This is a genomic window from Vreelandella sulfidaeris, from assembly GCF_042429665.1.
GTDB lineage: Bacteria > Pseudomonadota > Gammaproteobacteria > Pseudomonadales > Halomonadaceae > Vreelandella.
The window spans coordinates 81,523-104,404 of the sequence record NZ_JBHMAC010000013.1 but is presented as its reverse complement, the minus strand read 5'-3'; the positions used below and the strand labels follow the sequence as shown (position 1 = coordinate 104,404).

Sequence of the window (22,882 nt, the reverse complement as noted above, 5' to 3'; positions counted from 1 at the left end):
AGTTAGCTCCTTAGCCCTTGCCGATGAGAACTTTGTCGATGCCGTAGAGCCGGTCGAGCAACACCATGAATAGCACTGTCAACACGATCAATACGGTTGAAACCGAGGCAATCAACGGATCAACGGTATGAGCGATGTGGTTGTACATCTGAACGGGCAGCGTGGTAGTACTGGGAGAGGCTACAAAGATAGTCATGGATAATTCATCAAAGCTGGTCGTAAATGCCAGAATCCAGCCCCCCGCAACTCCAGGCAAAATCATCGGCATGGTGACACGCCGGAATGCCGTCCACTGGGAAGCCCCAAGCGATAAGGCGGCTTTTTCAGCACTACGATCCATGCCGAAAACTGATGCCATCACCAAACGCATGGTATAAGGCATAACAATAATGACGTGGGCTGCAATCAAGGCCCAGAAGCTACCGTAAATGCCGATCTGGGAGAAAAAGCTTAGGAATGCCACCCCAAGAACAACATGGGGAATCATCAGCGGCGATAGAAATAGCCCTACTAATGCATCACGCCCGCTAAATCGGTAACGCACGATAGCCAATGCGGCGGGTACTGAAAGCAAAGCCGAGAAGCTGGCAGCAGCTCCCCCTAAGTAGAGGCTGTTCCAGAAAGCACGGAGGAAAGCATGGTGTTCAAGGATGGCTGTGAACCAACGCAGCGAGAATCCATTTGTTGGGTAGGAAAGATAACCATTCGGTGTAAAGGCCACCAGCATTACCACCACCAAGGGAGCCAGAAGGAAAATAACAAACAGCGAGTGAAACGCCAGAGCGAGTTTACTATTACGTAGCATCGTGGTGACTCCTAACCCAAGGTGCGACGAAAACGCCGCTCCATCATGCGGTTGTAACTCATCACCACGACGACATTAGCCACTAGAAGAACAATGGCGATCGCAGCCCCCATGGGCCAATTCATGGTACTGAGATATTCATCGTAAGCGGCAGTTGCCGCCACCTTCAGACGACGTCCACCAATGATGGCTGGCGTCGCAAAAGCGCTGGCAGATAAGGCAAAGACGATCAAGCTGCCCGAAAGGATACCGGGTAGTACTTGTGGAATGACCACCCGACGGAAAACAGTGCCATGGCTAGCACCCAACGATAGGCCTGCATGCTCAACGGCCGGATCAAGCTTTTGCAGGGCGGCCCATACCGAAATGACCATTAACGGTACCAATACATGGACCAGGGCAAGAACGACACCGGTATGGGTGTACATCAAATTACCTGCACTGGCCTCGGCGATCCCAGTCATCTCAAGGAATTTACCCAATAAGCCGTTGCCTCCAATCAACAGCACCCAGCCAAGTGTTCGAACGACAACTGAAATCAGTAAAGGCGCCAAAGTGACGACTAGAAACAGCGAACGCCAAGGATTGCGCATGCGTGAAAGAATATAGGCTTCTGGCACACCAATGAGAATGCACAACAGGACGACCGCTATGCTAATGCCATAGGTACGCAGGAATATTTCATGAAAATAACTATCGCTCAGAACTTCACGATAATTCTCTAGACCAAATGAAGAAACGATGCCAACTGAATAATCAAAACTGTTGAAACTGAGTATCAACGTCATGATGAGAGGCATACCCAAAAGGGTGAGGAAGAAAATAGCGCCCGGGGCGCTCAACAACCAAGGCACCGGGGTGAGTAATCGCTTTCGGGGAGACAAAGGTGATAGTTGGGAAATAAGCTCAGCCATGTGCTTGCTCCCCCAAGACACGTACCGCACCTTCCTGCCAGCAAACTCCTACATCCTCTCCTACTGCTGCCCCTTGCGTACCCAAATTAGGCTGAGTGATCAATAACTCGCCAGCACTACTGTCTACTTGATACAACCAGTGATTTCCCAAAAATAGCCTTGTACGAACGCGTCCCTGTAATTGACCAGCAGCGTGCTGGGTCAGCTCCAATTTTTCCGGGCGGATCGAAAGCTGAATCTGATCTCCTTTAATATCGTCGGGAACAGCAACCAATAACTGGCAATCGCCAAGTTTTACTTGGGCCTGACCACCTTCACGATGACCTATATGGCAGGCAAACAGGTTGGTCTTACCAACAAAGGAAGAGACAAAATTATTCTTAGGGCTTTCGTAAGCTGTAAATGGTGCGTCTACCTGTACAACTTTGCCTTGATTCATCACTACAACACGATCACTAAGAGAAAGTGCTTCTGATTGGTCGTGAGTGACCATCAGAGTGGTAGTACCGACCTGCTGCTGAATATTGCGCAACTCGATCTGCATATTTTCTCTCAACTGCGCATCAAGATTGGAGAGCGGTTCATCAAGCAGTAATAACGGTGGTCGAATTACCAAGGCTCGTGCCAACGCGACCCGTTGGCGTTGCCCTCCTGATAGTTCGCGTGGGTAGCGATCCTCAAGATGATCAAGACGTACCAGCTCTAGTGCATCATTCACCTGCTGGCGACTTTCGCTGACAGGTACCTTGCGCATTTCCAGACCGAAACGAACATTTTCTGCCACAGTCATGTGAGGAAATAGGGCGTAGCTTTGGAATACGATACCAATGCCCCGTTGGTTAGGTTTGCAAGACGTAATGTCCTCTCCTTCCATTAGGATACGTCCGCGAGTAGGCTCAACGAAGCCTGCAATCATCTGTAAAGTGGTGGTCTTACCACAACCAGACGGGCCAAGTAGTGAGACAAACTCACCCTGATCAATATCGAGGGTAATATCTTGTGCGGCAAAATTACTGCCGTAGCGCTTGGTCAACGACTCTAAGCGAAGGAAGCTCATGACAGGACTCCTCCATACCCTTACCCAGCAATTGGGGTAAGGGTACGGTGACTTTTAGTGGGTATCAGCGAAGGTAATTGGTTAACTCGAATCTAGCGTTCGACCTGCCGATTCCAACGATTGGTCCACTCAAGCCGGTTGGGATTGATGGCATCCCAGTCCACCGTTACCAGTTGATCAACCTTGTCACCATAGGGGAGTATTTCTGCCAGCTCATCAGATAACTGAGCATCCCGCTGTGCGGGGCCCCAGCCTTGAGTGTCGGCCAATAATTCCTGCGATTCAGGCGCTAGCAGATGATCGATAAAAGCCTCGGCTAACTCGTGTTCCTCGCTTCCTTCAATGACGCAGGCAGCCACCATTAACGCGACAGCTCCCTCTTCTGGATATGCGAAGGCACCAGGGAAGCCTGTACTAGCCAGCGCACGTAAGCGTCCACTCCCCCAAACCGAGAGGGCTATTTCTTCATTCTGAAACAGTTCGGACATTTTACCTGCCGACGGTTCAAAGGAGAGGATGTTTGGTGCGACTTGGTCTCGCATGAAGTCGAAACCAGGGTCAATATCACTTTCGCTTCCCCCATTGAGACGCGCCGCCATCACTAAGGCATGAACGCCATAAGTATTACTTATGGAAGGAACGACTAGTTTATCGGCAAATTTTTCATCAGCCAGATCATTCCATGATGAGGGTGGTTGCCAGCCATTACGCTCAAACATCTCAGCATTGTAGGCAAAGCCGGAAGCAACCAGACCAATCCCAACGGCTTTGTTGTCAGGAAAATGGGCGATGTCGTAAACCTGCTCCAACATCTCGGTATCTTCTAGAGTCGAACAAAAACCAAGGTTAACGGCTTGGTACATGGGGCCGTCGTCCATGAGCACTACATCCAGTTCTTGGTCACCGCGTTGAGCTTGCAGTTTAGCCAAAGTGTCCGTGGAGTTTCCTGCTACATAGATAATCTCAGCATCATGTTTCTCAAGAAACGCTGGAATTATCTTTTCACGCATGGCCTGTTCGGTAGAACCCCCATAAGAACCCACATAAAGCGGTGCAGCGACAGCGGTGTTCATGCCAAGGAATATCAGCCCTGCCATAGCAGTTGTCTGACTAGTCATTTTTTTCATGTTTGCAGTGTCCTGTCATTGATGTCGGTGTTTTGCTTGTTGTTATCAATGGCCGCCACCGCTTCTGTTATGGTTAGAAAACGGTCAGAAGGCGTGGGCAGTGCGACCTTTTATGAAGCTAGCACCGCTTAAGGCATCAGGACTAATGCCTTTTGTTAGTCACTCTATTCACTAATGTTATGGATTAGCCGCAGCGGGGATTATCAAGCTGATTAGCCAGATAAACTTTTACTTCATCAATAAATTCCAAAACCAGTCTTGATGGAGGACGAAAAGCAGGTAGAACGGCACTGTAATGGAAAGGTATCTTGGGTGAAAAAGGACGTATAACTAGGCCACGCGAGGCATAGCTACCAGCGGTAATAGGATCTATTAATGAAACACCTGCACCCGACAAAACGAGTTCACAAGCAACGCTGGATAATTGAGTTTCGATGCGCATTCGCCGCTCAACACCAGCTTGATGGAAAACATGGTCGATAAGGGGTCTAACATCCTGTGTCTGACCTAATGAAACAAACGGCTCGCCTTCTAAATCACCTGCAGCAATCGTTTTCTGTTGCGCTAACCTATGCTCAGGCAACATTACTAAGCACAATTCACCGCAAGCAATAGGAAGTACGGTGACTGAGGGATCCTCAAAATGCATGCCTATTAAACCTGCATCACACTGCTGAGTTGCCACCCATTCTAATACTCTTTGCGAACTATGAGCTTGTAATGAGATCGTAATTCCTGGGTGGCGTGAGGAAAAAGAATGAATAATCGGAGGTAATGCGCTGAGTGCGAGAGCTGGCATGCAACTTAAAAAAAGCCTACCCGTTCGAAATTCTCTAATTTCTTTTGCAGTACCGGTAATTTTATCAAGCCCTACAAATGCCCTATCAACATCCTCATAAAGTGCTAAAGCTTCAGGGGTTGGAATTAATCGACCCTTGCTTCGCTGAAATAATGAGAACCCTACGTAATACTCCAGATCGTTTATCAATCGACTTACTGCAGGTTGCGAAACATGCAGCGTCTGCGCTGCCCTAGTAACGGTTTTATGTATCATCACCGCACGAAAGGCTTCTATCTGCCTAAGATTAATCATGCGCTACCTGTCCAATTCGAAAATACAGAGGCTTGTTTAAAATGTTCTCTAAACAGAATAATAAAGTCTTTTGCAAGTTTAGATATAGGCTGGTCTCGTGTTGTTAATAGCGCAAACTTTTCACTCAAGGGGGGCTCGAAGGGACGCAAGATCAATTCTTCTCCTTCGAAAGCTTTTGCGCTGATTGGATCGATAATAGCAATGCCAACACCTTGACGAACTAATCGAACAGCTTGAAGAGCAAGAGAAACCTCCAAATAACGCTTGGGTTTGATACAGCGAGTTTCCATGAGTTTTTCAAGATCAATTCGCAAAGGATCCTGCGGTTCAAAACTGATTAGTGTTTGGTTATTCAAATCATCTACTTCTATTATTTCACGCCCTGCCAAAGAATGGTCTTGGGGTAATGCACATAGGCTACTAAGGCTAAATACCTCGCTATCCACTCGATCATCGGCTTCAGCAGCAATAGCGAATCCCATATCACAGCGTTGTGTAATAACATCCTCAATGACTTGCTCCGAACGAAAAGTAGCCAGTTCAAGCCGTGCATCAGGGTGATGAGGGGCAAAAGCCGCAAGCACATCAGGTAAAAAAGTAATCCCCAACAAAGGCATTGCACTAATACGCAGTCCACCTACTTCTCTTCCGCTAATACGACGTGCAGTCTCACGGAGATGTTCTATCCCACTCCACATTCGCTGCACTTCACGATGAAATAGGCGCGCCTCGGGTGTCGGTACTAAACGCCCACGCACCCGCTCAAATAATGTAAACCCTACGTCGTGCTCTAATTGCTTGAGTAAACGCGTAACGCCGGGTTGGGCGATCAACATACGTCTGGCAGCGCCAGAAACAGTGCCGATTTCCATGACATGTTTGAAAGCAAGTATCTGGCGGTCTCGCAAATGAAGTGGGGGCATAGGCATAACTTTTATGTATGAAGTGAACAATCATTGGTATTGGATCGTATAGCCCAGCACTACCTATAGTCGAGAGACTATTATTTAAATGGCACTTGGCATGCGCTCTGACTTCTTAATCATTGGTGGCGGTGTAGTAGGCATGGCTGTTGTCTATGGGCTGCTGCGCGCAGGCCAAAAGGTCACGCTGCTGGATGCAGGAGATGATGTTCTGCGAGCATCGAGAGGTAACGCTGGACTCACTTGGGTACAGGGAAAAGGTTTGGGCATGCCGCGATATACCGAGTTAAGCCTGGCGGCGAGTAATGCTTGGCCAGCGTTTGCCGATGAACTCAGCGAACGAAGCGGGATTGATCTTGAGTATCATCGCCAAGGGGGTATCGATATCTGCTTTGATGCGGCAGAAGCCGCTGCGCGAATAAGCAGCTACAACGAATTACAGGCCTCATCACCCTACCTTTCACGCCATTTTCGATGGGAATATTTGGACCGCCAAGCGCTTTTGTCCCATCTGCCCGGGTTGGGCGAAAACATCCATGGCGGGACATGGTCTCCCCATGACGGGCACTGTAACCCATTGTTGCTGTTACGAGCTTTGTTGACGGGCAGCCGTCAGTTGGGGCTTAGCTATTACCCTGGATGCGCGGTAGAACACCTTTCACCAACCAAAGCAGGCTTCACGGCTACTACTCCTTTGGGTAACTTTTCAGCAGAACGCATTGTTGTTGCCGCTGGCCTGGGAGCTAAAGCCCTCTCTCCGTTGTTGGGCATGAGCGGAGAAGTTTTTCCTTTGAGAGGGCAAATTCTCGTAACAGAAAAAATGCCTCTAGTACCTCAGTTGCCCACCCCCCAGATACGCCAAACTAACAGTGGCAGTTACTTGATCGGTGACACTCAAGAGCATGCTGGCTTAAACCGCGATGCAACCACCGACATAATGGCATTGCTAGCAGCACGCGGTGTGCGCATTTACCCACATCTGAAAAATGCCAAGATAGTACGTGCTTGGGGAGCGTTAAGGGTCATGACGCCCGATGGCTTTCCGCTTTATGAATCATCAACCACCTACCCGGGCGCCTATAACCTCAACTGCCATAGTGGAATCAGTTTAGCCGCCTTTCATTCCAACGAGTTGGCTCAGGCATTATTACGTGACCAACTGAACTGTGAATTCAGTGAATTTTCAAGCACTCGCTTTAGTAAATAAGCCGCTTCAGTTTAACCAGACTAACTAATAAAAATTCACTGAGAGTACGACGCCTCACAACCATCGATAAAAAACCAAGAGGAATGCGAAATGCGTCAACCTGTCTACTGCTTGCTTTTCACTACACTATTGATCGGCAGTATCGCTCATGCCGACAACAAACCACTACGTATAGGAGTCGACCTGCCTTATACGCCCTATCAATATAAAGAGCCCGATGGCACTATCTCGGGGTTTGAAGTAGAACTCGTGAATGCCGCTTGTGAACGCATGCAGCGTGACTGCGAATGGGTTGAACAAGGTTGGGACGGGATAATCCCTGGCTTGATGGCGCGTAAATACGATTTTATCGCTTCAGCCATGAACATTACGGAAGAGCGCGCACGACAAGTTAGCTTTTCAGCTCCCTATTATCAGATACCCTCTGTTTGGGTGCAAAGCGTAAACAGCGAGTACGATCTAGACGGTGAATTGGCAGACATCTCAATTGGCGTACAGCAGGCAACCATCCAGGATGAATATGTAACAACCTACTATCCTGACGCTAATATTCATCGATATGGTGATTCAGGCTCCGTCGTAGCTGACATGCATGCAGGACGGCTTGATCTAGTTTTCACTGCTTACTCCCTTGCTCAAGAAACAATGCTCCAAGATGAGCGTTTTGAACAAACAGGTGAACTAATCACCGGTCCTGAATCGATTTATGGCCCAGGGATTGGTGCCGCATTCCGCCCACGAGATAAAGCGCTGATAGAAGAATTTAACAAGGCGATGCTAGAACTAAAAGAAGATGGAACCTTCGATAATATCTATAACGCCTATTTTAAAGATCAGTAGTCTATTCGTTATTTCTATTTTTTAGCCACAACGCAACAAGCCGACCCAAGGGTCGGCTTGTTGCTTATGGGTACTGCCTAGAAGACGGCGACGCGGGAAAAGTTCGCTAACTAGCGCTTAGAGCGCTAAGTCGTACTCAATGATCAGCGGTGCGAATTCAGAGAAGGTCGCATCGTAATCAATCCACGCGTCAACCACGTGGCGACGGAAGTTGGGGCCGACTAATTGATAGTCGATCCGCCAGCCTTCCTGACGTTCACGGGGCACATCTTGGTCAAGTTTCGGCCACCAGGTATATTCACCTGCATCGCGATTAATTTCGCGGAAGGTATCGATAAACCCAGTGGGGCCGAGCACTTGATCCATCCAGGCACGCTCTTCGGGGCGGAAACCTGAGGTCAACTGGTTGTCCGACCAATTAGCCAGATCGACAGTTTTATGGGCAATATTCCAGGTACCACAGAGGATGTATTCGCGGCGTTTACGCGACATCTTCGTCAGGTACTCCTGATATTGCTCCATAAATGACTGCTTGGCTTTTTGGTCACTTCCATCAGGCATCAGGAAAGAAACGATGCTGAAGCGTTCATAATCCGCCTGCAGAAAACGTCCTTCATGATCGCACTGTGGAAACCCCAGGCCATACATGATTGCCTTGGGAATTTTGCGGCAATAAAGCGCCACCCCAGAGAAACCATCTTCTTCTGCGTCCAGGAAGTAGCCTTCGTAGCCTTCCGGATAAAGAATATGGTCGCCCAGTTCAAAACTTTTTGCTTTGATGTTCTGCACACAGACCACGTCGACATCCTGCTGAGCCAGCCAGTCCAGGAAGCCACGGTCGACGGCATCACGAATACCGTTGACATTGATGCTGGCAATTTTCATAAATCGTCCCTTTAACGTCGCTGCTGTATGATACCCGACGTTTAGACGTTTGGGTAAAGACAGCGACTAAAACTTGCTATTGACCCCACTTTTATTGTTGCCTTGGTGCCGTTTGACACCTACTGCTTAATGAGGACCGCCGTGGCCACCACTCTACAACCCTACCAGCGCGATTTCATTGCCTTTGCCATTGAACAAGGCGTGCTTAAGTTTGGCGAGTTTACGCTTAAATCTGGCCGCGTTAGCCCCTACTTTTTTAATGCCGGGCTGTTTCAAACCGGGCGAGCACTGGCCAAGCTTGGGCGTTTCTATGCACAGGCCATTGTCGATAGCGGCCTGCAGGCCGATGTGCTGTTTGGTCCAGCCTATAAAGGCATCCCGCTAGCGGCCGTTACCGCCGCGGCGCTGGCGGATCATCACGACCAGGACATGCCCTACGCCTTTAACCGTAAAGAGGCTAAAACCCACGGCGAAGGCGGCAGCATTGTCGGCGCTCCGCTAGCCGGCGATATCCTGATTATCGACGATGTGATTACTGCAGGCACCGCCATTCGCGAAGTGATGGGCATCATCGAGCAGAACGGCGCCCGGGCAGGCGGCGTCATTATTGCCCTTGACCGCCAGGAGCGCGGCCAGGGCGAGCAGAGCGCGATCCAAGAAGTGCAGGCGCAGTACGCAATGCCGGTGGTCAGCATTGTGTCGCTTGAGCAAGTGCTCACGTATTTGGAAGAGCACGCTGGCGGCGAAATGCTGGCCTACGCCGAAGCGGTACGCGCCTACCGCGACCGCTACGGCATTGCCTCTTGATTAGACCTGCAAGGCGCCAGCAAAGCCTTGCTGGCGCCACGCTTCATAACTCACAATCGCCACCGCATTAGAAAGGTTCAGGCTACGATTATTGGGCTGCATCGGAAGGCGCAGTTTGTGCTCGGAGCTTAACGACTCGTGCACCTGGGATGAAAGCCCGCCTGTTTCTGACCCAAACAGCAGCACATCTCCCGGCGTAAAGGCCGCGTCACTGTAGGTGCGGGTTCCTTTGGTGGTAATCGCCCAGATGGTCCGCCCCTGCATTGCTTGCTGAAAAGCCGCAAAATTTGCATGCCGCGTCACGTTCGCCAGGTCACGGTAGTCCAGCCCGGCGCGGCGCAGCTTTTTCTCTTCCAGGTCGAAGCCAAGCGGTTCTATCAGATGTAATCGGCAGCCGTTATTGGCCACCAAGCGCATGATATTGCCCGTATTGGGCGCCATGCGCGGCTCAAAAAGTGCTACTTCAAACATCGACCTCTACCCTATTCATCGCCCTGTTCCTGGCCCTGTTCATCACCCTGAACACGCTTACTCAGGGTCGCTAATTGTTTGTGGCAACCGGTGCGCAAAATAGCGCTGAATGATCACCTTGTCACGCGCAACGCATCGTTATCAGCTTCTCCCCTCAGGACGGTAGGCTGTATGATAGGGTGTCACCGCTCGGCTTTTCCCTCACCTTAGGTTGTTCCTTCATGTCCAAGATCCTCCAGCGAGTTAATGGGCTGAACCCGCGTCAGCAGGAAGCTGTGCGCTACATAGACGGGCCTTGCCTGGTATTGGCAGGCGCAGGTTCCGGTAAAACCAGCGTTATCACCACTAAAATCGCCTATTTGGTACAAGAGTGTGGGATGAGCGCGCGCAAGATCGCTGCGGTAACGTTCACTAATAAAGCCGCCCGTGAGATGAAAGAGCGTGTCGGCCAAATGCTTCATGGTAAAGAGGGCCATGGATTAACGGTTTCTACGTTTCACACCCTGGGGCTGAATATTATTCGCGGTGAGCTTAAAACGCTGGGTTACAAGCCGGGTTTTTCGCTGTTCGACCCAGAAGATGCCAAGGCGCTTTTGCGCGATTTAATGAATAAAGACGCCCAGGTGGATGCCGAGCAAATCAACGCCGTGCAGAGCAAAATATCCACCTGGAAGAACGATTTAATACTGCCCAGCGACGCGCTCTCGTTTGCCGCCGATGACGATGAGCACTTTGCCGCTCGGGTGTACGAAGCCTACAACCGCCATTTAAAAGCCTATAACGCCGTCGATTTCGATGACCTTATCCTGCTGCCTGTGGTGCTGTTGAAAAATGATCAAGAAGCGCTGGACCGTTGGCGACGCAAGATCCACTACATGCTGGTGGATGAGTATCAGGACACCAACGTTTCCCAGTACCTGCTGGTGAAACTGTTAATGGCCGAGCGCTCGACCTTTACCGTGGTCGGCGACGACGACCAGTCGATCTACGCTTGGCGCGGTGCACGGCCAGAGAATCTGGTGACGCTAGGCGAGGATTTCCCGCGCTTAAAGGTAATCAAGCTGGAGCAGAACTACCGCTCGACCGGAACGATTCTGCGCGCAGCCAACACGCTGATTGCCAACAACCCCCACGTTTACGATAAAACCTTATGGTCGGAAATGGGCGATGGCGCGCCCATTCGTGTCATCGTGAATCGCCACGAAGAGGCAGAGTCTGAGCGGGTGGCCAGTGAAATGCTCACCCGTCGCATTAAAGAAAAAGCCGAATGGCGTGATTTTGCGGTGCTTTACCGGGGCAACTTTCAGGCGCGATTACTGGAGCTAAAGCTGCAGCACTATCAGATTCCCTACAAGCTGTCGGGCGGCACATCGTTTTTCTCGCGTAATGAAATTAAAGATGCCATGGCGTACCTGCGCCTGCTGATCAACCCTGCCGACGATAACGCTTTTTTGCGCATCGTGAACGTACCGCGCCGCGAAGTAGGGCCCGGTACGGTTGAAAAACTCGCTAACTACGCGACGGAACGCTCAATTTCACTGTTCGCGGCCTGCCATGAGCTTGGGTTGGAGCAGGTGCTGCCGACAAGGGCCGTGGAACGACTGTCACGCTTTACTCACTTTATCGACGGCGTGCGCAAGCGGATGGACCAGGGCGATGCGATTGCCGCCATACGCGATATGCTGCGCGACATGGATTACGAGGCGTGGCTCTACCAGAACGCCAGTGCGCCTACTGTTGCCGAGCGGCGTATGGCCAATGTGTGGATTCTTATTGATCAGTTGGAAAAATCGCTCAATCGGGACCCGGAAGACGATACCGCGTCAGAGGCAACCGAAACCGATAGCGTTGAAGCCGCTATTTCCCGCCTGGTTTTGCGCGATATTCTGGAACAGCAGGCCGAAGAGGATGATTCCGATCGCGTTCAGCTACTCACCATGCACGCCTCTAAAGGGCTTGAGTTTCCCCACGTCTATTTAATGGGCCTGGAAGAGGACCTGTTGCCCCACCGCAATGCCATTGAGATGGGTACCGTAGAGGAAGAGCGGCGGCTAGCCTACGTGGGAATTACCCGCGCACGACGCACGCTGACGTTAACTCTCGCGCGTCAACGCAAAGCCTATGGCGAACTGATGGACTGCCAGCCCAGCCGCTTTCTGGACGAGCTGCCGAGTGAGGACTTGGAGTGGGAGGGCCGTGCGGATAAGGAAGACCCCGATAAAAAACAGGCGCGGGGTAAAGATGCGATTGCCGGGCTGCGTTCTTTATTAGGCTAAAACGCGGCAGGAGTGAGCAAACGTGAGGTGCAAAGTGATCAGGATATCCACAGGCGCTTATAAAAAAACACCTGTGGATAAATCATCCTAAGGGCTCAAAGATCAGCCCTTAAACGACCACCATTACTGAGCTTGAGACACCATATAATCCACGACGGCGATGATTTCGTCATCAGAAGCACTGCTGCCACCGCGGGGCGGCATGACGCCCTTACCATTAAATACACTTTGGTATAATGCATCCATGCCCTGCTCGATGCGCGGCGCCCAGGCATCAGCATCACCTAATTTTGGCGCACCGGCGACACCTGCACCGTGGCAAGCAACACAGCCAGAGCTTGCATAAAGCGCCTCACCGTCTAAGTCGCTACCGCCACTTGCTGCTTCGTTTTCTGAGGTGTCTGCTTCGCTGGCCGCGGTATCGTTAGCAGCCATGGCCTGTTCAGGGGAAGCCTGCTGTGTCTGTTCAGAAGCAACCATTTCTTCGCTGGCGGCCTCTTCAGTTGCCGCCGTTTCTTCAGTTGCAGCTGTTTCTTCGGTAGCTGCCGTTTCTTCAGAAGCGGCCTCGTCGCCTTCGTCCAACGCAGGCACCTCCATTACCGGCTCCACCATATAAGCAACCGCTGCTTCCACTTCGTCATCAGACAGGCTGGGATTGCCCCCTTTCGCGGGCATAGCGCCAATACCGTTGATCGCGTGCTCTAGCAGCGTGGCAAAGCCTTGTTCAGTACGCGCGCTCCAGGCTTCCTGGTCGCCCCGGATGGGAGCACCTGCAGCACCCGTTTCATGGCAAGCCATACAGACATTATTGTAAATACCACCGCCATCGATAGCCCCACCACTGCTAGCGCTCGGCGCCGGTGCCGCTGCGGAACCACAATCCTGGCCTTGTAAACAGAGTTGCCCTACCGGTGCCAAACGCTCAGCAATCGCGTCACGTGCGGCGTTTTGAGCGTAAGCACTGGTTGTGCCCACCATGACGCTGAGGGCCGCTAGCCCACTCATAATCAGCTTAGCTTTCACTCTCACCACCTCTTAAGTATTGTCATCAAACGTTTGTGCTCAACCTCTGTACGGCAGGGCATTGTTTATTATTAATTTACCACCGAGACGCCAACACGCGCATATAAGTCAGTATAGCGGCAACATAAAGCGCAAGAAATGCTGCTAAGTCCGCCGATATTAATCACAGCAGTGTACTACTTCCTATGTTGGCAACGTATGACGCTTGTCATTTTCTTTCCATGCTAATAAATGCTGCTGCGCATAGCACACCAAACCAGCCTGTTGATAAAGCCGTTTGGCCGGTGTGTTAACGTCGTCCACCGACAGCATCATTTCCTGAGCCCCGGCCTGTTGCGCGAGCGCTAACGCTTTGTTTAGCAGCGAACGCCCTAACCCTTTGCCACGCCAAGCGGGTGTTAAACCCATTAACATTAACTCCCAACCACCTAGCGCTGGGCGATCAGCTAGCAGCAGTACGCCAATGACCTGACCATAATAGTGAACAACGTACCAATGCTTGGGTGCCTGCGGATCTTGCTGATAAAAACCGTCCAATAACTCGTCAACTGTCAGCATCTCACGAAGCCTAACACTATCTAACGCCTTCTCGCCTACGGCGGCCAACAGGTCGCGTTGGTGAGCTTGAGAAAGTTCGCTAAATGATTGCAAATCAAGCGGTTTCTCTTTATTCATCGCCAAACGCCGGTGAGTGCTTCCCGTTAAATGCTCAAGACAGACTAGGCGCTGCATGCCATGCTTAAGCAACAACGCTTCTAATACCGTTTCATGGGCTGAAAGTGCCACATGGCAAAGGCGAATAGCGTTTCTTTCCACCCACTGGTAGGCCGCGCTTAATAGTGCATCGGTGCGAGCATCCGCCCCATGAAGCGATTCCTGCGTCGTTGCTTGCACCCGCGTTCGGGGTAACCATAACTGTGCCATGCCGGAGGCTAACGGTTGTACCCAGATGGCGCCTATTAGCCGACCCGCCTCAACGCTTACCCACAGACCTTCCCAGCGTGCTTCTGGCTGGTTATACATTGCCTTTACAGCGCCACTCAGCGTAACTTGCAATTCAGGATTATGCGCTGCGTCAAGTTGTAGCAATGCCTCGCGGCGTTTATCTGGCGGGCAACGCATGACACACATTGTGTCTGAAGGGGATGGGTACGTCATGGCAGTTCAATCAAAGTAAGAGGTCCGAAGGGTCACTACGCGTGCTAGCTGACTATTTATCGCTGTTATCCTGACGGTCTCCGCTGCCCCACGCCACCTTTTTCAGTGCTGAGTGACCAGTAATAATAGTCGTGGCTGACCAATAGGAGGGACCATCCGTTATGCGGATATTATTAGTCGAGGATGATCCCAGCTTGGCCTCGGGCATTCGCCTGGCCTTAAAGCCCGAGCATTTCACGGTGGACCACCTTAGCGATGGCGTCAGCGCCTTAGCCTCATTAAAAGAAGGCGAGCCGTTTGATGCGGTCATTCTTGATTTGGGCCTCCCCCGTCTTGACGGGATAGAAGTGTTAGAAGCCGTACGCCGACAGGGCAATCGGGTGCCTATATTAGTGTTAACTGCGCGGGATGCTGTCGATGAGCGCATCGCGGGGCTGGACGCAGGTGCCGATGACTATTTAATCAAACCATTTGAAGTGGCTGAATTAAAAGCTCGCCTACGCGCCTTGTTACGACGCAGCAGCGACCAGGTCAACAGCTCGCTGGAGTGCCGGGGCATCCGCCTTGATCCGTTAACCATGCAGGTAAGTTACCTCGCTCAGCCCGTAGAGCTATCCCGCCGTGAACTCACGTTATTACAAGAGTTTATGAGCCATCCAGGGCGAGTGTTTACCCGCGATACGTTAACTCGCTTAGTGTATGGCTGGGATGAAGACGTTGAAAGCAATGCTATTGAGGTACATATACATCACCTACGTCGTAAATTCTTTCCTCAGCTGATTCGTACCTTACGTGGCATCGGTTATGTCATGGATAAAACGGATGAGGATGAACATTCATGACGTCCATTCGCCAACGCACGCTGGGGCTGGCGCTATGCGTATTCAGCGCCAGCATTTTAGTCATTGGCCTTGCCAGTTACCGTTATGCCGCCCATGAGATAGAGGCACTCTACGATGCCAGTTTGGCGCAAAATGCGCGTTTATTAGAAGGCGTATTACAGGCTCCGCTACCCGAAGCAGATCGTAAGGTGTTACTCGACAGCTTAGAAAGCACGCTACAGCGAGCCAGACAGTCAGACCAACGCTTTGCTGATCATCAATACGAGAGCAAATTAGCTTTTCAGCTATGGGAGGATGATCGGTTATTGCTGCGCTCTGCCAGTTCGCCTGACACTTCTCTTGCCCAGCAGCCCGTCGGCTATTCCACCTTCACCCTCGGAGAACAAGAATGGCGAGTGTATGTGCTTAACATTCCAAACTCATCAAACCGGGTGGTGGTGAGTGAACGAGAGGATGTGCGCGGCGAACTGATCCGAGCAGTGGCACTGCGCACCCTGATTCCCGATTTGATTGGTCTGCCGCTACTCGCCTTTCTACTATGGTGGTCAATTGGCTGGGGGCTCGCCCCGTTATCACGTATGGCCGAACAAATTCGCAACCGCGATCCCCAAAACTTGCTGCCCTTAACACTCACCCCTTTACCCCGCGAGTTAGGCACGATTGCTGGAGCGCTAAACCGGTTGTTAGAGCGAATTCGCCTCATGCGCGTGCGCGAAAAGCGCTTTATTGCCGATGCCGCCCATGAGTTACGTACCCCTTTAGCGGTACTCGACCTTCATGCCCAGAATGCCTTGACCGCCGATCACCTAGAAGATCGCCAAGAGGCGCTTAATCACTTACGCGGTGGCGTCGCACGGGCCACTCGCTTAGTGACCCAGCTTTTAACATTAGCCCGCCTGGAGCCTGAAGCAGCGTCACAACCTGAATATCGCCCAACTAATCTGCTTAGTGAAGTGCGTGAGATGCTGGCTAAACTTTCGCCACTGGCCGCCGAGCGTGAACAACCGCTGCAGCTAAATGCAGACGAGCAGGCCAATTGGCTCATTCTAGAAGAACCCGGTGCGATTGAAACCCTGGTACAAAATCTGGTCGGTAATGCCATTCAGCACTCTCCTATTCAGGGTGAAATCAGCATCACACTAACGGCGACCGACAGAGGCTTTCACTTAATAGTGGATGACCAGGGGCCAGGGATACCGCCCAATGAACGTAAAAAAGTGGTTGAACGATTCCAGCGCTCAGGCCCTAGCGCCGGTTCTGGCTTAGGCCTTTCCATTGTTGAGCGACTGGTTGCACGCCACAGCGGCACGCTGGAACTTGAGGCGTCGCCCAGCGGTGGGTTACGGGTCCGCATTGGCCTTCCACGCTCAAATGAACAAACACCTCAGCGTGACGACGTTTAGCGACGTAATCAGTAAATTTCATAGAACTCTTAAGGTTGCGATAAGAATTGCGTGCAATTGTGGAGGTGCATGGGGAGCCAGATATTAACGGCTCTCTTTTCTCCACATGGAGGTCCCTGATGAATCAAGTAACCTTTTCACCTAAGCTATTTGCTCAATTAAACACTATGCCGCTTCTGGCAATGCCTACGCCACGGCGGCTTCTACCCTCAAGTCCTGCCATGACGGTGCTTACCGATTTTTCACAAATCGTGCCTCAATCCGTCGATGCCGATACGCCTATCGACCAGGCGCACCTCAAGATGCGCTATGGCGGTGTGCGGCTTTTGTTTGTCATGGATAAACAGGCCCACTGCATAGGTATTGTGACCTCAAAAGAAGTGATTGGTACCCGGCGTATCAACTTGGCCATGCAACAGCGACACCTGACCCGTGAAGAAGTGACTGCCGAGATGGTGATGACCCCATGGCACAAGCTAAGCGCTATGCCGGTCGCGAAGCTGGCTTCACTGACGATTGAAGATCTCGTGTTGGCAATGGAAGCCGTTACCGATCAACATCTGTTGATCACCGAGCAAAACGACAATAATGCACTCAGGATTCGTGGTCTTATCTCAGCCAGCGACATACAGAATGCCGTAGGGAAAGAGATCAATCCGATGCCGATGGCGAAGAGCTTTGCCGATATTTGCCAAGTCATTACCGGACACGACCTGTAATACCCCACCGTTAATTGCCTTTATATAGCGGCTTTAATATAGCGAAACGCCCTTCATCGAGTCATCGGTGAAGGGCGTTCTAGTGTTTAAAGCAGGTAAGTGTTTGCCTAGCACGACTACTTAAAGTCGTGCTTTAAACCGTCATTAAAACATCCCAGCATTGATCCAAAGGTGCGCGGCAATACTACCGGCATAGCCCAATAAGATGGCTGGCATCCAACGCAGGTGAACGGCAAAGGTATAGATCCCGCGTGCCTGCCCCATCAGCGCAACCCCTGCTGCGGACCCCATTGAGAGCAAGCTGCCGCCTACCCCAGCGGTAAGGGTAATCAACAGCCAGTTACCCTCTGACATATCCGGGGCCATGGAAAGTACCGCAAACATGACCGGTATGTTATCCACCACCGCCGAGATAAGCCCCAGCACCACGTTAGCCCATATTGGGTTCCAACCACCGTAAAGGGTTTCGGAAAGCAGGCTGAGATAGCCCATGAAGCCAAGACCACCTACACAGAGTACGACCCCGTAGAAGAACAGCAGCGTATCCCACTCTGAACGCGCAATACGGCTGAAAATATCAAACGGCACCACGCTACCCAGTTGCTCCAGTTTTTTCCAATCGCCACGACGCGAATAGCGCTCACGCTTACGTTCAAGCGAGCGCGGCAAGCTACGGCGCAGGTAGTACCCGAAGAACTGCAACAGACCTAACCCAAACATCATGCCCATCGCTGGCGGCAAGTAGAGGATCGAGTGGCACAATACCGAGATTGCGACGGTGATTAAAAACAGCACGATAATCCGACGGGCACCACGCTTGAGCCAGACACTTTCTTTAAGTGACGCGGGCTGACGATTAACAATAAAGAAATTCATGATGATCGCAGGCACCATGAAATTCACAATGGCAGGAAGCAGTAACGCGAAGAAACCCTCGAAAGGCACTTGGCCTGCTTGCCAGACCATTAGTGTGGTGATATCGCCAAATGGGCTGAAAGCACCGCCAGCATTAGAGGCGACCACGACGTTCACGCAGCAAAGACTGATAAATTTATTATCACCCTCGGCCACTTTAAGCACTACCGCGCACATCAGCATGGCAGTGGTCATATTGTTGGCGATCGCGGAAATACCAAACGCCATGATGCCCGTAATCCAGAACAGGCTGCGGTAGCTAAACCCTTTACGCACTAGCCAAGAGCGCAGCGCGTCAAAAATACGTCGCTCCTCCATGGCGTTGATATACGTCATGGCTACCAGCAAAAACAGCAACAGTTCAGTGTATTCAAGCAGCGTTTCACGGAAGGCCGTTTCTGCCTCTTCGGGCATGCCTGCTTGTACATAGACCCAGGCGACGATGGCCCAGATAAGCCCTGCCGCGACCAAGACAGGTTTGGATTTACGCATGTGCAGTAGCTCTTCACTCATCACCAACGCATAGGCGAGTACGAAGATCACGACAGAAGAGATACCGGCAAGCGAGAGAGTAAGGTCTAACGGTCCGGCGGCAGCATAAGAGAGAGAAGGAACGAACAAAAGCGTGCAGACGAGCAACAGCCAAGCGACCCGGTTAGCATAGTGCCGGGTTGCAAGGACGTTTGGTGGTTTCATGGCGATGTTATCCAAGCAGAGGGGAGAAAGACCGCCACGATCATAAGCACACTAATGACATGCTGCAACGCAACGGCTGCGCATAAGATGCGACGTATTGCCGCATCTTGTAAAGCATTTTTTATTAGTTGTTCTACTTATAAAACTACATAAAAAGTTTAGCCGTTTCCTCAGAGCACTTTGGCGCTTTTTTTACGTCATTTAGTGAGGGAAGACGCCTTTGTGGGACGTAGCCAATCCTGCTTTTCGATCTGGCGGCCACGTGTCAGCACCAAGGCATCGTCGGTGACGTCTTCAGCAATGGTCGACCCTGCTGCTACGGTGGCACCTTTACCAACCGTGACGGGAGCTACCAAGGCGGTGTTAGAGCCAATAAAGGCGTCATCACCAATCTCGGTATGGTGCTTGTTAGCACCATCGTAGTTGCAGGTAATCGTGCCTGCGCCGACGTTGACGTCCCGCCCAAGCCGCGCGTCGCCTACATAGCTTAAATGGTTAATCTTGCTGCCCTCGCCCACTTCGGCATTTTTGGTTTCAACAAAATTGCCCACCTTGGCTTTAACGGCCAGTCGTGTACCAGGGCGTAGGCGTGCAAAGGGGCCGATCTGGTTAAGGCCTGCCGCTACGCAACCATCGATCACACTATGGGTATCGACCACGCTTTCCGCGCCGATAGTGCTATTTTTAATGACGCAATAAGGGCCTATACGTACGCCCTCGCCTAGCTCCACGTCGCCTTCAAACACACATCCCACATCAATAAAGACATCATGGCCGCAGGTTAAACGACCGCGTACATCCAGCCGGTCAGGGTCGGCAAGCGCTACCCCCTGCTCCATCAATTTATCGGCAAGCTGACGCTGATAAACGCGTTCCAAGCGAGCCATTTGGGCTCGGTTGTTCACGCCCTCGACTTCAACGGCGTGCTTGGGCTGGGCCGTGCAGACTTTGATACCTTCCGCGGCGGCCAGCGCGATCACATCGGTGAGATAGTATTCCCCCTGGGCATTGTCGGCGGAAAGCTGTGGTAGCCAGCGTTTTAGCTGGGCACTGGTCATGACCATGATGCCGGTGTTGCATTCGGTAATGGCAAGCTGGGCGCTGCTGGCATCTTTTTGCTCAACAATCGCCACCGCCTCGCCTGCGTCATTGCGCTCAATTCGCCCGTAGCCGGTGGGGTCATCTAGCGTTACCGTCAGCAGTCCCATGTGCTGTTCATCCACTTGCGCCAGCAGCTCACTAAGCGATTCGCGCTTTAACAGCGGTACGTCGCCATAAAGGATCAATACCTTGCCATTGCCCAGCTGTTCCAACGCTTGAGCAACGGCGTGCCCTGTCCCTTTCTGTTCAGTCTGCACAGCAAACGTCACGGCTTGGTCAGCCAGTGCGTTACGCAGTTGGTCGGCTCCATGACCGATGACCACCTGCGTGCGGGCAGGGTTCAGCATAGCGGCCGTATCCAGCACATGCTGCACCATAGGCTTTCCCGCTAACGGATGGAGTACCTTGGGGATGTGAGAACGCATACGCGTGCCTTTACCCGCCGCGAGAATGACGATATCCAGTTCTTGCATAGTTTATTCACCTGTTACGGGTTGGTCGGCGGGCGCCGGGGCTAGCGGTTGTTCAATGCCCAACTCATTAACCAGTGGTTCACCAAAATAACTAACAAACTCTGGCGAGGCGATACTTCGCCATTGCTCACCATCACGAACGAGCAAGAGCACCTTGAGATTATTCTCTGTCGCTAATTCCAACGCCTTTTGCCCCCCCACGACCATCAGCGCCGTTGCCCAGGCGTCAGCCCACGCGTTTGAAGGGTGGAGCACCGAGACCGATGCCAGTTGGTGGGTGACTGGACGCCCCGTACGCGGGTCAATGGTGTGGGAGAAACGCTGGCCGTCCGCTTCAAAATAATTGCGATAATCGCCAGAGGTGGCCACCGACATGCTCGCCAACGGAATAACGTGCTGAGCACGCTGCTGGCCATCTTCGGGCACTTCAATGCCGATCTGCCATGGCGTTTGGGCATCTTCATCGCGCAGGCCATGGGCAATCAATTCACCGCCTATATTGACGAGATAGTGCTCCATGCCCTGCTGTTCCAGGTACTCAGCCACACGATCAGTGCCGTGCCCTTTAGCCACCCCGGAAAGATCGACAAAGACATCCCGGGTGCGCCGCGCCTGCATTTGCTGGGTATCAACCTCAACGGCATCAAATCCCACCTGGGCAAGCCGGTCGGCGAGGACATCATCATTGGGTATCTCTTCAGGACGGGCGCCAGGGCCGAAACTCCATAAATTCACCAAGTCGCCCACGGTAATATCAAAAGCGCCGTGGCTTGCTTCGGCCACCGATTGGCTAATGGCCAAGACTTCAATAAGCTCATTGGAGAGTGGCTGCCACTGCTCAAGTGGTGCCTCATTGAAAGCAATTAATTCGCTGTCTTCGCGATAGGTCGACATCGCCTGATCAACGCTCTCAAGCTCCGCCTTGAAGCCCTCTTCCAACGCAAGCGACTCGCCCTGAGTAAGCGGATCCATAATGGTCACCTGATAAAAGGTGCCAAATATGTTGCCATTAAAGTGTACCGGTGGCTCTAGCGGACGATCACTCTCTGAGCAACCTGTCGCTCCCAGCATGACGCCTGACAGTGCGCCGATGATTAATAGCGTACTTCCCCACCTGCCTGTGTGACCATCACACTTTTTCATAGTTATCGTGCCTTAGATTCACAATTAGCTTGCGCTAGAAATAAAACCTTAAAAGTGAAAAAACCACAGCAGCCAGATGCCGAACAACACGCGATAAATAACGAAGGGCTGCATTCCCAATTTTTTAATAATGACCAGGAAGTAGTGTATGCATAAATACGCACTTACCCCTGATAACACCACTCCCGCCAGCATCGCTACCCAATCAATCGACTGCGTTGTTTGCATTAAGTCGATGGCTTCCAAGCCGCCCGCCAGCACAATCACGGGAATCGACAGTAAAAAAGAAAAACGCGCCGCCCCTTCTCGGCTCATTCCCACCATCAGTGCCGCCGTAATAGTGATCCCCGAGCGTGACGTACCCGGAATGAGCGCCAGCGCCTGGGCACCGCCAATGATGAGCGCGTCTTTTAAACCCAGTTGGTATTCACTACGCGTTCCCCGTTTACGCCAGTCGGCGTAGCCCAGCAAAAGCCCGAAGCCAATTAAACTGATACCAATAATCAGTGTAGAGCGCATGTAGTGGGAAATAACATCATGAAATATCAGTCCCACAATACCGACAGGAACGGTGGCCAGCGTTACCCAAAAAGCCAGTCGCGCATCCTCATTCACGCCCTTACCCGTCATTGCCCTGACGCTGCTGGCCACCATCTGCCAGATTTCCTTCCTAAAATAGATAATCACCGCAGAAAGGCTACCCAAATGAAGGGCGACATCAAAGGCTAACCCCTGGTCTGGCCAGTCAGTCAGCACGGGCACCAGAATTAAGTGTGCAGAACTTGAAACCGGTAAAAATTCCGAGATCCCCTGAACCACCGCTAACACCACCACCTGGAGCCAATCCATAAAAAATCCTGTCGTTAGTAACAATGTGAAGGTTTGTAATGGCGCTTAAGGATACACATCCGTTAATTCATTGTCCGCCATTGGTTTTACTGACATTACCACTGCTGACGCACAAAGAAGGCTTTTCACCCTTTGCGTGTCGTGGAAACTATAGA

Annotated in this window: 21 protein-coding genes; 7 read left to right on the top strand and 14 right to left on the bottom strand. The window is 51.7% G+C overall.

The genetic code is table 11. The annotated features are described in order from the left end of the window. Window positions 1-10: 10 nt before the first annotated feature. The 6 genes from ACFFLD_RS15090 to ACFFLD_RS15065 form a co-directional block, all read right to left on the bottom strand. Window positions 11-805 (bottom strand): ABC transporter permease, encoded by a 795-nt coding sequence (locus tag ACFFLD_RS15090; protein ID WP_386041764.1) that lies wholly within the window; start codon window positions 803-805, stop codon window positions 11-13. Window positions 806-816: 11 nt separating this feature from the next. Continuing rightward, window positions 817-1,719 carry an ABC transporter permease gene (locus ACFFLD_RS15085; RefSeq protein WP_386041762.1) on the bottom strand — a complete coding sequence of 301 codons (903 nt, stop codon included), beginning with the start codon at window positions 1,717-1,719 and terminating at the stop codon, window positions 817-819. Next, window positions 1,712-2,776: an ABC transporter ATP-binding protein gene (locus ACFFLD_RS15080; protein WP_386041760.1), complete on the bottom strand. Its 1,065-nt coding sequence runs from the start codon at window positions 2,774-2,776 to the stop codon at window positions 1,712-1,714. The genes ACFFLD_RS15085 and ACFFLD_RS15080 overlap by 8 nt, the downstream gene beginning before the upstream one ends. Window positions 2,777-2,868: 92 nt before the next feature. Further along, entirely contained in the window at window positions 2,869-3,903 is a 1,035-nt protein-coding gene (locus ACFFLD_RS15075; RefSeq protein WP_386041758.1) for an ABC transporter substrate-binding protein, read from the bottom strand. Between the two features lie 184 nt (window positions 3,904-4,087). Further along, on the bottom strand, window positions 4,088-4,996 hold the full coding sequence (locus ACFFLD_RS15070; protein WP_386041756.1) for a LysR substrate-binding domain-containing protein: 909 nt from the start codon (window positions 4,994-4,996) through the stop codon (window positions 4,088-4,090). Further along, window positions 4,993-5,919 carry a LysR substrate-binding domain-containing protein gene (locus ACFFLD_RS15065; RefSeq protein WP_386041753.1) on the bottom strand — a complete coding sequence of 309 codons (927 nt, stop codon included), beginning with the start codon at window positions 5,917-5,919 and terminating at the stop codon, window positions 4,993-4,995. The genes ACFFLD_RS15070 and ACFFLD_RS15065 overlap by 4 nt, the downstream gene beginning before the upstream one ends. 100 nt (window positions 5,920-6,019) lie before the next feature. Here ACFFLD_RS15065 and ACFFLD_RS15060 point away from each other — a divergent pair, with 100 nt between their 5' ends. Continuing rightward, window positions 6,020-7,126, top strand: a complete 1,107-nt coding sequence (locus ACFFLD_RS15060) for an NAD(P)/FAD-dependent oxidoreductase (protein WP_386041751.1) — start codon at window positions 6,020-6,022, stop codon at window positions 7,124-7,126. A 90-nt stretch (window positions 7,127-7,216) separates the two neighbouring features. Beyond that, window positions 7,217-7,966 carry a transporter substrate-binding domain-containing protein gene (locus ACFFLD_RS15055; RefSeq protein ID WP_386041749.1) on the top strand — a complete coding sequence of 250 codons (750 nt, stop codon included), beginning with the start codon at window positions 7,217-7,219 and terminating at the stop codon, window positions 7,964-7,966. A 117-nt stretch (window positions 7,967-8,083) separates the two neighbouring features. Here ACFFLD_RS15055 and ACFFLD_RS15050 read toward each other — a convergent pair whose 3' ends face one another. Continuing rightward, window positions 8,084-8,851: an exodeoxyribonuclease III gene (locus tag ACFFLD_RS15050; RefSeq protein WP_386041747.1), complete on the bottom strand. Its 768-nt coding sequence runs from the start codon at window positions 8,849-8,851 to the stop codon at window positions 8,084-8,086. Window positions 8,852-8,992: 141 nt separating this feature from the next. Between ACFFLD_RS15050 and pyrE the strand changes: the two genes are divergently transcribed. Continuing rightward, window positions 8,993-9,658: an orotate phosphoribosyltransferase gene (gene pyrE / locus ACFFLD_RS15045; RefSeq protein ID WP_386041745.1), complete on the top strand. Its 666-nt coding sequence runs from the start codon at window positions 8,993-8,995 to the stop codon at window positions 9,656-9,658. On the opposite strand, the gene ACFFLD_RS15040 is transcribed toward pyrE, so the two are convergent. Continuing rightward, on the bottom strand, window positions 9,659-10,129 hold the full coding sequence (locus ACFFLD_RS15040) for a tRNA (cytidine(34)-2'-O)-methyltransferase (RefSeq protein WP_386041743.1): 471 nt from the start codon (window positions 10,127-10,129) through the stop codon (window positions 9,659-9,661). Window positions 10,130-10,350: 221 nt separating this feature from the next. On the opposite strand from ACFFLD_RS15040, the gene rep reads away from it, so the two are divergent. Further along, a complete protein-coding gene (gene rep, locus ACFFLD_RS15035; RefSeq protein ID WP_386041741.1) occupies window positions 10,351-12,405 on the top strand; it encodes a DNA helicase Rep in 2,055 nt (684 codons plus the stop codon). A 123-nt stretch (window positions 12,406-12,528) separates the two neighbouring features. Here rep and ACFFLD_RS15030 read toward each other — a convergent pair whose 3' ends face one another. Together ACFFLD_RS15030 and ACFFLD_RS15025 are read right to left on the bottom strand one after the other, a co-directional pair. Beyond that, entirely contained in the window at window positions 12,529-13,428 is a 900-nt protein-coding gene (locus ACFFLD_RS15030) for a c-type cytochrome (protein ID WP_386041739.1), read from the bottom strand. 183 nt (window positions 13,429-13,611) lie between these two features. After that, window positions 13,612-14,586 (bottom strand): GNAT family N-acetyltransferase, encoded by a 975-nt coding sequence (locus tag ACFFLD_RS15025; RefSeq protein ID WP_386041737.1) that lies wholly within the window; start codon window positions 14,584-14,586, stop codon window positions 13,612-13,614. 161 nt (window positions 14,587-14,747) lie between these two features. Between ACFFLD_RS15025 and ACFFLD_RS15020 the strand changes: the two genes are divergently transcribed. The 3 genes from ACFFLD_RS15020 (at window position 14,748) to ACFFLD_RS15010 (ending at window position 17,550) form a co-directional block, all read left to right on the top strand. Next, window positions 14,748-15,428 carry a response regulator gene (locus ACFFLD_RS15020; RefSeq protein WP_386041735.1) on the top strand — a complete coding sequence of 227 codons (681 nt, stop codon included), beginning with the start codon at window positions 14,748-14,750 and terminating at the stop codon, window positions 15,426-15,428. Continuing rightward, entirely contained in the window at window positions 15,425-16,831 is a 1,407-nt protein-coding gene (locus tag ACFFLD_RS15015; protein WP_386041733.1) for an ATP-binding protein, read from the top strand. The genes ACFFLD_RS15020 and ACFFLD_RS15015 overlap by 4 nt, the downstream gene beginning before the upstream one ends. Window positions 16,832-16,950: 119 nt before the next feature. After that, window positions 16,951-17,550, top strand: a complete 600-nt coding sequence (locus tag ACFFLD_RS15010) for a CBS domain-containing protein (protein ID WP_386041731.1) — start codon at window positions 16,951-16,953, stop codon at window positions 17,548-17,550. 144 nt (window positions 17,551-17,694) lie between these two features. Here the strand turns inward: ACFFLD_RS15010 and nhaD are convergent, their stop codons facing one another. The 4 genes from nhaD to ACFFLD_RS14990 all read right to left on the bottom strand — a co-directional run bounded on the left by nhaD (window position 17,695) and on the right by ACFFLD_RS14990 (window position 22,727). Then, window positions 17,695-19,161 (bottom strand): sodium:proton antiporter NhaD, encoded by a 1,467-nt coding sequence (gene nhaD, locus ACFFLD_RS15005; RefSeq protein ID WP_386041728.1) that lies wholly within the window; start codon window positions 19,159-19,161, stop codon window positions 17,695-17,697. A 197-nt stretch (window positions 19,162-19,358) separates the two neighbouring features. Continuing rightward, the gene (glmU, locus tag ACFFLD_RS15000; RefSeq protein ID WP_386041726.1) at window positions 19,359-20,735 is read right to left on the bottom strand and encodes a bifunctional UDP-N-acetylglucosamine diphosphorylase/glucosamine-1-phosphate N-acetyltransferase GlmU; all 1,377 of its coding nucleotides are present in this window, start codon (window positions 20,733-20,735) and stop codon (window positions 19,359-19,361) included. Window positions 20,736-20,738: 3 nt separating this feature from the next. After that, window positions 20,739-21,878, bottom strand: coding sequence for an FAD:protein FMN transferase (locus tag ACFFLD_RS14995; RefSeq protein WP_386041724.1), 1,140 nt, complete (start codon window positions 21,876-21,878; stop codon window positions 20,739-20,741). A 48-nt stretch (window positions 21,879-21,926) separates the two neighbouring features. Next, the gene (locus tag ACFFLD_RS14990; RefSeq protein ID WP_386041722.1) at window positions 21,927-22,727 is read right to left on the bottom strand and encodes an undecaprenyl-diphosphate phosphatase; all 801 of its coding nucleotides are present in this window, start codon (window positions 22,725-22,727) and stop codon (window positions 21,927-21,929) included. Window positions 22,728-22,882 lie beyond the last annotated feature (155 nt).

Bases quoted from the DNA above. Each gene is read 5' to 3' on its own strand.
- ACFFLD_RS15090 (WP_386041764.1), bottom strand. From the start codon at position 805: ATGCTACGTAATAGTAAACTCGCTCTGGCGTTTCACTCGCTGTTTGTT.
- ACFFLD_RS15085 (WP_386041762.1), bottom strand. From the start codon at position 1,719: ATGGCTGAGCTTATTTCCCAACTATCACCTTTGTCTCCCCGAAAGCGA.
- ACFFLD_RS15080 (WP_386041760.1), bottom strand. From the start codon at position 2,776: ATGAGCTTCCTTCGCTTAGAGTCGTTGACCAAGCGCTACGGCAGTAAT.
- ACFFLD_RS15075 (WP_386041758.1), bottom strand. From the start codon at position 3,903: ATGAAAAAAATGACTAGTCAGACAACTGCTATGGCAGGGCTGATATTC.
- ACFFLD_RS15070 (WP_386041756.1), bottom strand. From the start codon at position 4,996: ATGATTAATCTTAGGCAGATAGAAGCCTTTCGTGCGGTGATGATACAT.
- ACFFLD_RS15065 (WP_386041753.1), bottom strand. From the start codon at position 5,919: ATGCCCCCACTTCATTTGCGAGACCGCCAGATACTTGCTTTCAAACAT.
- ACFFLD_RS15060 (WP_386041751.1), top strand. From the start codon at position 6,020: ATGCGCTCTGACTTCTTAATCATTGGTGGCGGTGTAGTAGGCATGGCT.
- ACFFLD_RS15055 (WP_386041749.1), top strand. From the start codon at position 7,217: ATGCGTCAACCTGTCTACTGCTTGCTTTTCACTACACTATTGATCGGC.
- ACFFLD_RS15050 (WP_386041747.1), bottom strand. From the start codon at position 8,851: ATGAAAATTGCCAGCATCAATGTCAACGGTATTCGTGATGCCGTCGAC.
- ACFFLD_RS15040 (WP_386041743.1), bottom strand. From the start codon at position 10,129: ATGTTTGAAGTAGCACTTTTTGAGCCGCGCATGGCGCCCAATACGGGC.
- rep (WP_386041741.1), top strand. From the start codon at position 10,351: ATGTCCAAGATCCTCCAGCGAGTTAATGGGCTGAACCCGCGTCAGCAG.
- ACFFLD_RS15025 (WP_386041737.1), bottom strand. From the start codon at position 14,586: ATGACGTACCCATCCCCTTCAGACACAATGTGTGTCATGCGTTGCCCG.
- ACFFLD_RS15020 (WP_386041735.1), top strand. From the start codon at position 14,748: ATGCGGATATTATTAGTCGAGGATGATCCCAGCTTGGCCTCGGGCATT.
- ACFFLD_RS15015 (WP_386041733.1), top strand. From the start codon at position 15,425: ATGACGTCCATTCGCCAACGCACGCTGGGGCTGGCGCTATGCGTATTC.
- ACFFLD_RS15010 (WP_386041731.1), top strand. From the start codon at position 16,951: ATGAATCAAGTAACCTTTTCACCTAAGCTATTTGCTCAATTAAACACT.
- nhaD (WP_386041728.1), bottom strand. From the start codon at position 19,161: ATGAAACCACCAAACGTCCTTGCAACCCGGCACTATGCTAACCGGGTC.
- glmU (WP_386041726.1), bottom strand. From the start codon at position 20,735: ATGCAAGAACTGGATATCGTCATTCTCGCGGCGGGTAAAGGCACGCGT.
- ACFFLD_RS14995 (WP_386041724.1), bottom strand. From the start codon at position 21,878: ATGAAAAAGTGTGATGGTCACACAGGCAGGTGGGGAAGTACGCTATTA.
- ACFFLD_RS14990 (WP_386041722.1), bottom strand. From the start codon at position 22,727: ATGGATTGGCTCCAGGTGGTGGTGTTAGCGGTGGTTCAGGGGATCTCG.